This window comes from Paraburkholderia acidiphila, from assembly GCF_009789655.1.
GTDB lineage: Bacteria > Pseudomonadota > Gammaproteobacteria > Burkholderiales > Burkholderiaceae > Paraburkholderia > Paraburkholderia acidiphila.
This window is the reverse complement of record NZ_CP046912.1, coordinates 640864-653612: the sequence shown is the minus strand read 5'-3', so window position 1 is coordinate 653612 and position 12749 is coordinate 640864. Positions and strand designations below refer to the sequence as shown.

Annotated in this window: 10 protein-coding genes and 1 pseudogene; 4 read left to right on the top strand and 7 right to left on the bottom strand. The window is 65.0% G+C overall.

Annotation, left to right across the window (positions count from 1 at the left end; all coding sequences use genetic code 11):
• Positions 1-8: 8 nt before the first annotated feature.
• A complete protein-coding gene (locus tag FAZ97_RS33130; RefSeq protein ID WP_158763379.1) occupies positions 9-1520 on the bottom strand; it encodes an AlkA N-terminal domain-containing protein in 1512 nt (503 codons plus the stop codon).
• A 260-nt stretch (positions 1521-1780) separates the two neighbouring features.
• On the opposite strand from FAZ97_RS33130, the gene FAZ97_RS33125 reads away from it, so the two are divergent.
• From FAZ97_RS33125 to FAZ97_RS33110, 4 genes are all read left to right on the top strand, one after another.
• Positions 1781-2350: a YdeI/OmpD-associated family protein gene (locus tag FAZ97_RS33125; RefSeq protein ID WP_158762979.1), complete on the top strand. Its 570-nt coding sequence runs from the start codon at positions 1781-1783 to the stop codon at positions 2348-2350.
• Between the two features lie 253 nt (positions 2351-2603).
• Entirely contained in the window at positions 2604-4103 is a 1500-nt protein-coding gene (locus tag FAZ97_RS33120; protein WP_158762978.1) for a SulP family inorganic anion transporter, read from the top strand.
• A gap of 1 nt (position 4104) precedes the next feature.
• Positions 4105-4677 carry a MerR family transcriptional regulator gene (locus FAZ97_RS33115; RefSeq protein WP_199272211.1) on the top strand — a complete coding sequence of 191 codons (573 nt, stop codon included), beginning with the start codon at positions 4105-4107 and terminating at the stop codon, positions 4675-4677.
• Positions 4661-5002: a carboxymuconolactone decarboxylase family protein gene (locus FAZ97_RS33110; RefSeq protein ID WP_233271943.1), complete on the top strand. Its 342-nt coding sequence runs from the start codon at positions 4661-4663 to the stop codon at positions 5000-5002. The genes FAZ97_RS33115 and FAZ97_RS33110 overlap by 17 nt, the downstream gene beginning before the upstream one ends.
• Before the next feature lie 60 nt (positions 5003-5062).
• On the opposite strand, the pseudogene FAZ97_RS33105 reads toward FAZ97_RS33110, so the two are convergent.
• The 6 genes and pseudogenes from FAZ97_RS33105 to FAZ97_RS33080 all read right to left on the bottom strand — a co-directional run bounded on the left by FAZ97_RS33105 (position 5063) and on the right by FAZ97_RS33080 (position 12315).
• A pseudogene (locus FAZ97_RS33105) lies at positions 5063-6694 on the bottom strand (OprD family outer membrane porin).
• 93 nt (positions 6695-6787) lie between these two features.
• On the bottom strand, positions 6788-7822 hold the full coding sequence (locus FAZ97_RS33100; protein WP_199272210.1) for an ABC transporter ATP-binding protein: 1035 nt from the start codon (positions 7820-7822) through the stop codon (positions 6788-6790).
• The gene (locus FAZ97_RS33095) at positions 7819-8820 is read right to left on the bottom strand and encodes an ABC transporter ATP-binding protein (protein WP_158762976.1); all 1002 of its coding nucleotides are present in this window, start codon (positions 8818-8820) and stop codon (positions 7819-7821) included. The genes FAZ97_RS33100 and FAZ97_RS33095 overlap by 4 nt, the downstream gene beginning before the upstream one ends.
• 1 nt (position 8821) lies before the next feature.
• The gene (locus FAZ97_RS33090; protein ID WP_158762975.1) at positions 8822-9706 is read right to left on the bottom strand and encodes an ABC transporter permease; all 885 of its coding nucleotides are present in this window, start codon (positions 9704-9706) and stop codon (positions 8822-8824) included.
• 38 nt (positions 9707-9744) lie between these two features.
• Positions 9745-10683 (bottom strand): ABC transporter permease subunit, encoded by a 939-nt coding sequence (locus FAZ97_RS33085; protein ID WP_158762974.1) that lies wholly within the window; start codon positions 10681-10683, stop codon positions 9745-9747.
• A 15-nt stretch (positions 10684-10698) separates the two neighbouring features.
• On the bottom strand, positions 10699-12315 hold the full coding sequence (locus FAZ97_RS33080; RefSeq protein WP_158762973.1) for a peptide ABC transporter substrate-binding protein: 1617 nt from the start codon (positions 12313-12315) through the stop codon (positions 10699-10701).
• Positions 12316-12749 lie beyond the last annotated feature (434 nt).

Below are 12749 nucleotides of genomic sequence, written 5' to 3'. Positions count from 1 at the left end.
GGTGGTTTTCATGGTGAAGTGCGGTGCTCCATGGCATGCCAGACCCGCAGTACCGAGTAGCCGCGCCAGGGCCGCCATCTTTCGGCAGCTTGGGTGGCGGCGCGGGCGTTGCTCACGCCGAGGGCTTTTTGCAGCGCTACGTCACCGGCAGGAAAAGCGTCGGGCCAGCGCAAAGCGCGCAGAGCGATGTACTGCGCCGTCCAGTCGCCGATGCCAGGCAGGGCGCGCAAATCGGCACAGGTTGTCGCGATGTCCACGCCGGGATGCAGAGCGATGCGGCCTTCCAGCACGGCGTGAGCCAGAGCATGCAGTGCGGCCTGACGCTGGCGCGTGATGCCCAGTTGGCCCAACTCGTCGCCGCTGGCGGCGGCCAGAGCGGCAGGCGTGGGAAAAAGACGATCCAGGCCCGCGACGGGCGTCCCGACAGGCTCGCCAAAGGCCGCAACCAGGCGTGCGCCCAGCGTACGAGCGGCGGCCACGGTGATCTGCTGACCCAGCACGGCACGTACGGCGAGTTCGAAACCATCCAGTGTGCCCGGCACGCGCACGCCGTCGCTCGATGGGAACGCGGTGTGCAGCGCGGCGTGGATGGCGATTGGATCGGCATCCAGATCGAGCGCTGCGCGCACGCGGTTGATCAGCGTGGGTAAAGCGGCAGCCAGCGAGTCGCTGGCAGTCAGCACGGCCTGGGCGCGATCCTCGTCGAAACGGACACGCAACCAGCCGCTGCGGCCCTGCGCGCCTTGCATGAGGCCCAGCGTGCGCGTGTACTCCCGATCCGCCACCTGCTCCACGCCGGGCAACGCGCGCCGGCGCAAAAAGTCCAGCATCGCCTGTACGTCGTAGGGCGGCCGCCACCCCAGTCGCACACTCACGCCCTGACTATCCGGCGCCGACCTGGCGCGACGCAGGGCGCTGGGGTTCAGGCCATAGTGACGCGAGAACGCGTCGTTGAAGCGCCGTACGCTGGCAAAGCCGCTGGACAACGCCACCTGGGCCATCGGTAGTTGCGTATCGGCGATCAGTTGCTTGGCTGCGAGCAGTCGCCGCGTTTGCAGGTACTGGAGGGGCGAGACACCAAAATGCGACTCGAAAATGCGGCGTAAATGGCGGTCGCTGACGCCTACCTTCTGCGCAATTTGGGTCATCAAGCCGCCGCCAGATTGCTCCACAGTTGAATCCATCGGGGCGATGTGCCGCCAGGCGTCGGGCTCGTCCATCAATCGCGCCGCTTGCAGGGCCAGAATGCGTGAGGCATCTTCCGTGCTCCACGATGCCGCGCGCGGGGCCAACTCGGGACGGCAACGCAAACAAGGCCTGAAACCGGCCGCCTCGGCCTCTGCCGCGTGGCGGTAGAAGCGCAGGTTCTCGCGACGAGGCATCTTTACGCGGCACACCGGACGGCAATAAATGCCGGTGCTGGTGACGGCAGCGAAAAAGGAGCCATCGAAGCGCGCGTCATGCGCCTTCAGTGCCAGATAACAGGCGTCGCTCTCGGGAATGTCGATGATCGCAGGCATGAGGGACATCGTACATTTCGATTGCCCGTAACGCTCGCCATTTTCGGACATGTGGTTAGCCGCTTCGGTGTCCACAACTTGCCCGCATGTCGAGGACAACGAAGGAGCCGGCGCGGTGACGTCGATCCCGGGCGCGCCAGAGGCCGCCTTGCGGAACTGTCAATGAATCGGGTATTCCCAAATCCGCGCAAATCGGTAATCTGCGAGGTATCAATGAACGAAAAAGCCTCGCTGCCTGACTGCAATCATGCGGATCCTCCATGACTGAGCCTCGTCTGACATTCCTCGACCAGAGTGAATGGGAAAACTGGTTGACGCAAAACGGCGGTACCTCATCCGGGGTATGGCTTCGCCTTGCCAAAAAGGGTGCCGGGCAGTCAACCTTGACCTACGAACAGGCGCTGGAAAGCGCCCTTTGTCATGGCTGGATCGACGGGCAAAAACAGACTGAAAGTGAAGAGTATTGGTTGCAACGTTTCACTCGGCGCTCCGCAAAAAGTATCTGGTCGAGGCTCAACAAAGACCGGGCCGAAGCGCTGATCGCCGCTGGCAGAATGCATCCTTCGGGCATGCGTGAAATCGACAAAGCCAAAGCGGATGGCCGTTGGGAGGCGGCCTATCCGTCGGCCAGCCACTCAGTTGTGCCGGACGACCTGCAGGCCGCACTGGATTCCAATCCTGAGGCCAGCGCGTTCTTTGCGACGCTGAACGGCCGGAACCGCTACGCCATCCTGTTTCGGCTACAGAATGCCAAAAAGCCCGCAACACGGACGCGCAAGATCGAGGAGTTCATCGGCATGCTGAATCGCGGCGAAACCATTCATCCCTAGACGAGGCAATTCGAAAGCCGACGAAAGTCGCTGGACGATGCCGCGCGCTCGCCGGCAACCTTACGGCAACCATGCTAGGATGCGCCCTTTCGTCCGTCTGGATCATGGCGCGCGCACCCGCGCGGGCCTCTTCGAAGCGGCGCCATGCCGCCGCTTCGCGCGCCGACCTTTCCCCCGCCTCCATTCGAGCCACTGCGACGCGTGGGGCGTGGTACCCGCATCCAGCCAATCTGCCGCAAATCCCGACCGCTACATGGAATCCGACCGTTCCGGCTCGCGCCGTCCTTCCCGTTCTTCACTGCTGCGTAGCGAACTGCTGGCAGGCATCACGTCGTCGTTCGCGCTCGTGCCCGAGTGCATCGCCTTCGCGCTCGTCGCGCGCGTCAATCCGCTCGCGGGCCTGTACGGCGCGTTTTTCATCTGTACGATCACGGCGCTGTTCGGCGGCCGGCCCGGGATGATCTCGGGCGCGGCGGGATCGATGGCCGTGGTGATCGTCGCGCTCGTGGTGCAGCATGGGCCGCAGTATCTGTTCGCCACGGTCGTGCTGAGCGGCATCGGCATGATGCTGTTCGGCGCGTTGCGCCTCGGCAAACTGATCCGCATGGTGCCGCATCCGGTGATGCTCGGCTTCGTCAACGGCCTCGCGATCATCATTGCGCGCGCGCAGTTCGAGCACTTCAAGGTGCCGGGCCCGCAGGGGCCGCAGTGGATGCACGGCCCGGCGCTCGCGCTCATGGCCGGGCTCGTTGCGCTCACCATCGCGATCGTGTTCGTCCTGCCGCGCGTGACGAAGGCCGCGCCGCCCGCGCTCGTGGCGATCGTCGGCGTGGGGCTTGCCGCGCAGTGGCTGCACCTGCCGGTGCGCACGCTCGGCGACATGGCGCACATTGCGGGCGGCCTGCCGACCTTCGCGCTGCCCGCCGTGCCGTTCGATCTCGCCACGCTGAAGATCGTGCTGCCCTACGCCGTACTGATGGCGATGGTGGGGCTGCTGGAGACGCTGCTCACGCTGAACCTGACCGACGACGTGACGGCCACGCGCGGCCGCCCCAACCGCGAGTGTGTGGCGCTCGGCGCGGCGAACGTAGCGTCGGGCCTGTTCGGTGCAATGGGCGGCTGCGCGATGATTGGCCAGACCGTCATCAATCTCGGCTCGGGCGGCCGCGCCCGCATCTCGGGCATAACGAGCGGCGTGATGATCCTGCTCTACATCCTGTTCCTTTCGCCGCTGATCGAGCGCATTCCGCTCGCGGCGCTCGTGGGCGTGATGTTCGTGGTGGCCGCGCAAACCTTCGCATGGGGCTCGCTGCGCGTGCTGCACAAAGTGCCGCGCAACGACGCTGTCGTGATCGTTGCGGTCACAATCATCACCGTGTGCACGGATCTCGCGACGGCGGTGCTGTGCGGCATCGTGATCGCTTCGCTCAATTTCGCGTGGCAGCATGCGCGCGAGTTTCGCTGCGAGACGCGCGACACCGCTGCGGGCGAGCGCGTGTACGTGCCGCGCGGCACGTTGTTCTTCGCTTCGGCCGCGCACTTCCAGACACTGTTCGATCCGCAGGGCGATCCCGCACAGGTCACGATCGACTGTGCGCATCTGCATGTGGCGGACCACTCGGCCATCGCCGCGCTCGAAGCGGTGCAGGGGCGCTACGAGCGCGCGGGCAAGCGGGTCGGGTTCGCGCATCTTTCGCCGCGTTGCAGCGGATTGCTGGCGCGCGCGGACGTGGAGGTGCGCGTTAGCGCGTGAGGTGCCGAAGGCGGGGATACCCCGCCTTTTTTGTTTATGCTTCCACGATGCGATGCCCCCGCGCCAAAAAAAGCTTGACCTGGAGTGCACTCGAAGTCCCACCATTCAGAACGTCGATGAGGAGAAGCGCATGAAGATTGGTGAACTGGCCGCGCGCACGGGCCTTACGGCTCATACGATCCGCTACTACGAACGGATCGGGCTGATTCCCTACGCGGTCCGCGACGAAACGGGCCAGCGCGCTTACGACCGCTCGGTGCTCGAATGGATCGGCTTTCTGGGCCGTCTGAAAACCACGGGCATGCCGATCCAGGGCATGTTGCGCTACGCGCAATTGCGCGCGGCCGGCAAGGCAACCGAGCGCGAGCGCGGCGAATTGCTGGCGGCGCATCGCGAAGCGGTGCGTGCGCAGGTGGCCGAACTCCAGGCGTGTCTTCTCGTCCTCGACAACAAGATCGAAGGTTATTCCCACGCCATGCAAAGGAACGAGAATGCACGAAACGACAAATCAGACCAGCGTCTTCCAGCAGGAAAGCCGTCTCGCAAGAGGCAAGCGCATGCTCTCGGCGATTGACGGCAGCGGCGGCGAGCGCGTGATCGACGCGCTTGCCGATATCGCGCCGGACTTCGCGCAGTACTTGCTGGAATTTCCGTTTGGCGACATCTACGCGCGGCCGGGTCTCGACTTGCGCTCGCGCGAGATTGCCACCATCGCGGCGCTCACGGCCATTGGCCACGCGCAGCCGCAGCTCAAGGTCCATATCGCGGCGGGCCTGAACGTGGGGCTCACGCGCGAAGAGATCGTCGAGACGATCATGCAGATGGCCGTGTACGCGGGCTTTCCCGCGGCGCTCAACGGCCTCTTCGCCGCGCGCGAGGTGTTCGCCCGCGAGGCTTGAAGCGTACGGCGCACGCGGCGGCGGCTCCGGCGCGCGCCGCCGCGTCGCGACCGCGGCGCTTCAGAACAGCTTCAACGGCATGTTGATGACGAGCCGGTATTCCTGGTTGCTCGCGTCGGAGTAGTACTTCGAGGCGTGATGCCACATGGCGATGAAGGTGATCTTCGTGTCCTTGAAGCGCCCGCTTTGCAGCGTGTAGCTCGGAATGAAGCCGAACTCGTGGTGCGAACCGTGCACGGGCTGCCCGTTCCTCCAGTAGACGTTATAGAACGGGCTCGCGGGCGTAGGGTTGGCGGCTGCGCCCGCCGACGCGTTGGCGCCCCAGCCGAGCGCGTACCAGAGCATCGCCTTCGCGCCCGGCAGGCCCGCGTATGCGCCATCGAAACCATAACGGACCTGGAACGACTGCTCGTGAGGCGCGTTGTAGTCCACGTCCATCGAGTTGACGAGATAGTCGCCTGCCGTTTCGTTCACGTAGTCGTAGAACTGGTCGCCGAGAATTTGCTGGTAGCCGAGCAGCAGCGAATGCGGGCCGTGCTGAGCGGCGAGCGAAAGACTGTACGCGTTGCTGTCGATGGGGCCCTGCATCGCGCTGCCCTGATCGTGCGTCGAGTAGATGTTGAAGAAGCCGGTCCACTTGATTGTCGTTGGGTCGCCGTAGCTCTGCTGCACGGAGGCGTAGTACTGGCGCCAGACGTCGTCGGCCTGGTTGGCGAAAAGCGAGAGGCTCCCGTCCTTGCTGTAGTCCCAGCTGCCGCCGAGGTAGCTGAAGCGTTTGAACTTCACGCCGCCGTACGAGGTCGAGAGATCGACGAGGTTGGTGTGGCCGCGCGGATTCACCTTCGTGAAACTGCCCGCCTGGAGCACCGCATTGGCCAGGTCCTTGCTCACGAGCGAGACGCCGAGGAAAGTGGGCGGCAGCGCGCGGTTGTCGTGCGGCTCGAAGAAGGGGTTGTCCGAGACCATTTGCAGACCGTACTTCGCGACCGTATCGGAAATGCGCGCCTTGACGTCCCAGATGCCGGGGTAGGCCCACGCCAGCTGGTTCGAGCCGCCGCCGTCCTTGCCCACGTGCACCATGTTCCCCGCGCCCTAGCCGCCGTCGAGCTTCAGCGCGCCGTAGAGCGACGCGTCGAGGCCAAGACCGACAAGCCCCTGCGTATAGCCCGAGGTGTAGTCGAGCATCGCGCCCTGCACCCACGCATGACGATGCGGGCCGCCTTCGTTGTCGAAGTGGTCGAGGTAGTTGCGAAGGTTGAGGGTCAGGCTGCTATCCGCGATGAAGCCTTTGCTTTGTGCCTGACTCGATTGCGGCTGCTTCGGGTTGTCGGCACGCACCGTCTGGTCGGCGTGTTGATCCGGCGTGCCGTTGGCGAGGCGATCGACGGCGTTGGGCTCCACGAGCGGGTCGGCGCGCGGCGCGTGCATTTGCACGGCCGCTGACGGTTGCGCAGTCTGGTTTGCAGCCTGTGTGTTCGCTGGAGCGGCGCTGCTGGCCGATTTGCGGCGCGCCTTGTGTCGTGGCTTTTTCGGCTTGACTGGCGCGGCTTGCCGAGTCTGCGCCTGCGCAGCGGGTTGCGTCGTCTGCTGGACGCTGGCGATTTGCGCAGCGGCCGCAAAGCTCAGCGGTAGCCCGAGCGCGACCAGCGCGAGTCGCGCGGTGTTGCTCCTGTTTCTGCGTTCTCCTTTCATCATGTCTCCCTTTCGTGTGGTTGTCGTCGATTCGCAGTCAATCAGGAATGCGAATCAGTTTGGACGGCCGCTGACATACGCGCAGCGGGTATTTCAGGCGGCAACGGCGTCGCTGGCTGTGCGCGGGTGCCAGCAGGCGACGATCGATCCGCAGGGACCGGTGGCGGCCGGTTCAGGCGCCATGGCGGCGCACTGGGCAGAGGCCTTCGGGCAGCGCGTGCGGAATGCGCAGCCCGAAGGCGGATTGAGCGGCGAGGGAATTTCGCCGCGCAGCAGCGGCGCATGACGCTCGCGGGCATGCGCCGGGTCCGCAACCGGGACGGCGTCGAGCAGGGCGCGCGTGTAGGGGTGCGCGGCTTCGTCGTACACCGCCTCGCGCGTGCCGAGTTCCATGAGGCGGCCGAGGTACATGACCATGACGCGATGGCTGAGCGTCTTGACCACGGCGAGGTCGTGACCGACGAAGAGCAGCGAGAGCGCGAGCTCGCGTTGCAGATCGCGCAGCAGGTTGACGATCTGCGCCTGAATCGAGACGTCGAGCGCGGAAACGGGTTCGTCGCAGATCACGAGCGCGGGCTCGCCGATCAACGCGCGCGCGATGCCCACGCGCTGGCACTGACCTCCCGAGAATTCGTGCGCGCGCCGCTCGAGATGATGCGCGTTCAGGCCCACGCGCTCGAGCATCGTCAGCACACGGCGCGCGATTTCCTTGCGGCCCAGCTGCGGCGCGCGCGTGCGCAAGGGTTCGGCCACAATCTCGCCAATCGACATGCGCGGATCGAGCGAGGCGAGCGGATCCTGGAAGATCATCTGCACGCCGCGGCGCAGCGCGCCGAGGCGTCGCTGCGTCCCGCAAACGGTTTCTTCGCCTTGCCAGATCACGCTGCCCGAAGCGACGGGCGCGAGGCCGATGACGGCGCGTGCGAGCGTGGACTTGCCGCAACCCGACTCGCCTACGAGCCCCAGCGTTTCGCCGCGGCGTATGTCGAACGAAATGCCGTTTACGGCGTGGAGCCGCGCTTTCTGCCACGGCCACGGGCCGCGCGCGACGCGAAAATTCACGGCGAGACCGCGTACGCGCAGAAGCGTGTCGTCAGGCATGCCAGGCGCTTTTGTGTGATCGGTCATGCACGTGCTCCCAGTTCGGCGCTATCGCCGATGGCCAGATGGCACGCCCGCGCACGCGGATGCGGCGGTGCGCCGATGGATTCGAGCGGCGGCATTTGCGTGTGGCATCGCTCCAACGCCGCCGCGCAGCGGGGCGCGAACGCGCACCCGGCGCCGCCGCCGCCCGGCATGGGCGGATTACCGGGGATCGTGCGCAACGGCGCGCCGCCTGGTGCATCGAGGTGCGGCCGCGCGCCCAGCAGTCCGGCGGTATACGGATGCAGCGGCTGCGCGAACAGATCGCGCGCGCTTGCCCTCTCTACCGTACGGCCCGCGTACATCACCATGACGTCGTCGCAAAGCTCGGCCACCACGCCCATGTCGTGCGTGATGAGCAGGATGGCGGTGCCGCGCTCGCGATTCATCTCGCGCAACAGCGCCATGATCTGTGCCTGAACGGTCACATCCAGCGCCGTGGTCGGCTCGTCGGCGATCAGCACGTCGGGCTCCATCATCAGCGCCGCCGCGATCAGCACGCGCTGGCGCATGCCGCCCGAGAACTCGTGCGGATACATGCCGATGCGCCGCGGCGCGTCGGGAATGCGCACGCGCTCCAGCGCTTCGATCGCGCGCTGGCGGGCAACGCGCCGCGTGACGTTACGGTGCAACTGCAACGCTTCGGTCATTTGCCGTTCGACTGTGAGGAACGGGTTCAGCGAGGTCATGGGGTCCTGGAAGATCATGGCGACACGGTCACCGCGAACGCGGTTGAGCGCGCGGGGCTTCATGGCCAGCAGATTCTCGCCGCGCAGGCGTACGTGACCGGTGGCGCGCCCATTCGAAGCGAGCAGCCCCAGCAACCCCATGACCGTTTGACTCTTGCCGGACCCCGATTCGCCGACGATACCGAGCGTGCCGCCGGTATCGAGCGAAAACGACACGTCGTGGACGACCTTCACGGGCGGTCCGTCGCGGCGCTCGAAACGCACGTTCAGGTCCTGGACTTCGAGCAGGGCCATGTCAGCGCTCCCGCGGGTCGAGTGCGTCGCGCAGACCGTCGCCGACGAAGTTCACGCAGTAGAGCGTCGTGCAGAGCAGTACGGCGGGGCAGAGCAGCAGCCACGGCATGGCATCGAGCTTTTGCGCACCGTCCTGGATCAGCACGCCCCAGCTCGTCATGGGTTCCTGGACGCCAAGGCCGAGAAACGATAATACGGATTCCGTAAGAATTATCGTCGGTACGGTAACGGTGGCATAGACGGCGACGATGCCCGCGAGATTCGGCACGATATGGCGCGCGATGATCGCCGCGGGCCGCACGCCGATGGCGCGCGCGGCGTCGACGAATTCGCGCGAGCGCAGCGACAGCGTTTGCCCGCGCACCACGCGCGCCATGTCGAGCCACGAGAACGCGCTGATGGTGAGCACGACGAGCGAGAACGCGCGCCCGAACAGCGTGACCATGAGAATGGCGATCAGCATGTACGGGATCGCGTACATCATGTCGACGATGCGCATCATCACGGCGTCCACACGGCCGCCCAGATAGCCGGCCGTGGCGCCGTACATCACGCCGACCAGCGCGGAAGCGAAGGTCCCGAGCAGCCCCACCTCGAGCGAGACGCGCCCGCCGACCAGCGTGCGCGCCAGCAAGTCGCGGCCCAGTTCGTCGGTGCCGAACCAATGGCCGCCCTCGAGCGTGGGGGCAAGACTAATCGCGCTCCAGTCGTTGTCGATGGGCGAATGCGGCAGGAACAGGGGGCCGGCGAAACAGGCGAGCGCGATAAGCGCGAGCATGACGACGCTTGCGAGCGCCGCGCGGTGCCGGGCGAAGCGCGCCAGCGCGGGCGGCGTGCGCCGCTTGTGCGCGGTGGCGACTGGCGCAATGAGACCGGGTGCGTTCATGGTGACAGGGCCTTGGTTAATAGTGGACCAGAAGCGGACTAGTAGCGGATGCGAGGATCGAGCCACGCATAGGCGAGGTCGACGAGCAGATTGAAGAGCACGGCGCAGACCGTGGTGAGGACGACCAGGCCGAGCACGAGCGTGTAGTCGCGATTGACCGCGCCGTTCACCACGAGTTGGCCGAGACCGGGGAGCGCAAAGACCGATTCGGTGACGACGGCCGCCGTGATCGACGAAATGCATACGGGACCGAGCAACGAAACGACGGGCATGAGCGCGGGGCGCATGGCGTGGCGCAACACGATGATGTGCCCGGGCAAGCCCTTGGCGCGCGCCGTGCGGATGAAGTTGCCGGAGAGCACCTCGATCAGGCTGCCGCGCATGACGCGTGCGATCGCGGCCATGTTGATGATGACGAGCAGCGCGACGGGCAGCACCCGGTGACGCCAGTCGCCGTCGCCCCAGCCGCCCGCGGGAAAGAGGCCGTTGCCGTCGGTCGATTTGAGCAGGATAGCGAAGCCGAGCACGAGAACCGGACCGAGCACGAACGGCGGTACGACGTTGCCGAGATTGCCGAGCAGCATCACGGCGTGGTCGACCACGCTATTGCGGCGCACGGCGGCGAGCGTGCCGAGCGCCACGCCGAACAGGACCGCGAGCGGAATGGAGAGGCCGCCGATGCCGAGGCTCACCGGCGCGGCCTTCCTCACGAGTTCGTTGACCGACCAGTCGGCATAGCGGAACGAACTGCCGAGGTCGCCATGCAGCAGCGCGCCGAGATAGCGCAGATACTGCTGCCATAGCGGCTCGTCGAGGTGATAGCGCGCGTTGAGATTGGCCATGACCGCGGCGGAGAGGCGCTTGTCGGTGTCGAACGGACCACCGGGCGTGAGATGCAGCAGCAGAAAGCAGGCCGTGATGACCGCGAGCACGGTCGGCACCGACCACAGCACGCGACGCAGGGTGTAGGCGAGCATGGGTTGGGTCCTGCGTTAATGCTTCAGGATGTACATGTCCTGGGTGGCGCGCTCGTCGATGTAATTCGTGAGCGAATAGCCCCCAACGTAGGGTTTGACGAGGCGGGCGGCCGAGTACTGGAACATGGGCAGCAGCGGGTAGTCGTTCATCGCCAGCGCGAACGCCTGCGTGAGCATCGCCTGGCGCCTCGTCTCGTCGGTCTGGAGGTTGGCTTCGATCGCGGTGGCGTCGGCCTTCGGGTTGCAGTTGCGCTGATCGTTTTGCGGACTGTTGCATTGCACGAGGCTGTAATACGTCATCGCATCGTTATAGTCAGCGAACCAGCCGTTACGTGCGACCTGATACGCGCCATCGTGGCGCTGCTTGAGCAGCACCTTGAATTCCAGGTTGTCGAGCTTCGTGTTGACCCCCAGCTTGGTGCGCCATTCGCTCGCAGCGAAGAGTGCGACTTTCTTGTGGAGATCGTTGGTGTTGTAGGTAAGCGTGATCGTTAGCGGCTTCGCATCGGAAACGCCCGACGCCTTGAGCAGCGCGCGCGCAGTATCGATACGCTTCGCCATCGGCCATGACGCCCAGTCAGGCGTGAATTGATCGGCGCCTTTGGTGCCCTTGACGATAAGTCCATAGGCGGAGGATTCTCCGCTTTGCGTGATCTTCGAGGTAAGGAGGTCGCGATCGATCACCATCGAGAGCGCTTGACGCACGCGTGGATCACGGAGTACGGGATCGGCGTTGTTCAGCGAGTAATAGTACGTCGCGATACGCAAGCCGGCCCTGATGTCGGCGCTCATGGTTCTGGAGATCTGCGCATATTGTCCGGAGGGGATCGTAAACGTCATGTCGATCTGGCCCGCCTGGTACATCCGCATGGCGGTTTCGTCGCTTTCGATTGGCAGCCACGTCACCTTGGTGATCGCAACATGGGCCGCGTTCCAGTAGCGCGGGTTCCTGGTGAGGACGATGCGGTTGTTGGGCTGCCAGTCGGCGAGGACGTAGGGGCCGTTGCCTACGAGGTTACCGGGACGTGTCCACGACGCGCCGAACTTCGCGACCGTCGCACGATCGACGGGTGCCATTGATGAATTGGCGAATAGTTCGGTGAGAAATGGCGTCGGCGCTTCTGTCTTCACTTCTAGCGTGTAGGGATCGACTGCGCGTACCCCCAGCGCGGAGGTCGGCTGCTTGCCTGCGATCACGGCCTTTGCGTTCTTCAGAAACTCGACGGCGATGGTGTATGGCGACGCGGTTTTCGGGTCCGCGACGCGCTGCCAGGCATAGACGAAGTCGGCGGCCGTGACGGGGCGGCCGTCGCTCCATTTTGCGTCGCGACGTAGTTTGAATATCCACGTATCCGGGGCGGGGCGCGTCCACGACTCTGCCACGCCCGGCACGACAGTGCCCGCCGCGTCGAGGCGTGTCAGACCTTCGTAGAGGTCAAGGCCGATGAGATTGGCAGAATACGATTCGATGTAGGCGGGATCGAGCGATTCGACCTCGGCCTGATTTTGCCGCGTCATCTCCTGTTTCTCCGCGAGCGCGGTGCCCGGCGCAATCGTGACGGCTCGAACCTGGGCGGACTGAGCGAACGCGAACGCGATGAGCGTCGCTGCGAAGAGAGATGAGCGTGTCATTTGGTCTCCTGATTAATGATCGTTTTGCGACGCTGGATCGCGGGGCACAGACAGCTACGCAATGACGATTCGGCCTGTGCCTGGCGTGGCGATTACTAGCCTGATGGGCGAGTCCGGGGCGATTATTGGAAGTGGCGTGTGGCTTGTCAATCGGTGAGGATTCGCCCGGAGATTCGGAGTCGTCCTATGGCGAAGGACACTGTGCGCGAGGCGGTTTTCCGGCGGAAGAATAAGCCGTTGAAATTGCAATCAATATTTCCGGCGCTTGAGCACAACGTATTCAGACGACTATCCGCCGAGCATAAGACGCACGGCGCGGCGCCCGGGTCGCCGAGCAAGAGCTTTGCGTTCAATCAACTATATGGACGGCCCGTCGGCTCGAGATAAAAAGGCCGGCGTGCGAGAACATGCCGGCCTTTATCGATTGCGTCACG

Excerpts from the sequence above, each read along its gene's own strand:
- FAZ97_RS33130 (WP_158763379.1), bottom strand. The coding sequence starts at position 1,520 with ATGCCTGCGATCATCGACATTCCCGAGAGCGACGCCTGTTATCTGGCA.
- FAZ97_RS33125 (WP_158762979.1), top strand. The coding sequence starts at position 1,781 with ATGACTGAGCCTCGTCTGACATTCCTCGACCAGAGTGAATGGGAAAAC.
- FAZ97_RS33120 (WP_158762978.1), top strand. The coding sequence starts at position 2,604 with ATGGAATCCGACCGTTCCGGCTCGCGCCGTCCTTCCCGTTCTTCACTG.
- FAZ97_RS33110 (WP_233271943.1), top strand. The coding sequence starts at position 4,661 with ATGCTCTCGGCGATTGACGGCAGCGGCGGCGAGCGCGTGATCGACGCG.
- FAZ97_RS33100 (WP_199272210.1), bottom strand. The coding sequence starts at position 7,822 with ATGACCGATCACACAAAAGCGCCTGGCATGCCTGACGACACGCTTCTG.
- FAZ97_RS33095 (WP_158762976.1), bottom strand. The coding sequence starts at position 8,820 with ATGGCCCTGCTCGAAGTCCAGGACCTGAACGTGCGTTTCGAGCGCCGC.
- FAZ97_RS33090 (WP_158762975.1), bottom strand. The coding sequence starts at position 9,706 with ATGAACGCACCCGGTCTCATTGCGCCAGTCGCCACCGCGCACAAGCGG.
- FAZ97_RS33085 (WP_158762974.1), bottom strand. The coding sequence starts at position 10,683 with ATGCTCGCCTACACCCTGCGTCGCGTGCTGTGGTCGGTGCCGACCGTG.
- FAZ97_RS33080 (WP_158762973.1), bottom strand. The coding sequence starts at position 12,315 with ATGACACGCTCATCTCTCTTCGCAGCGACGCTCATCGCGTTCGCGTTC.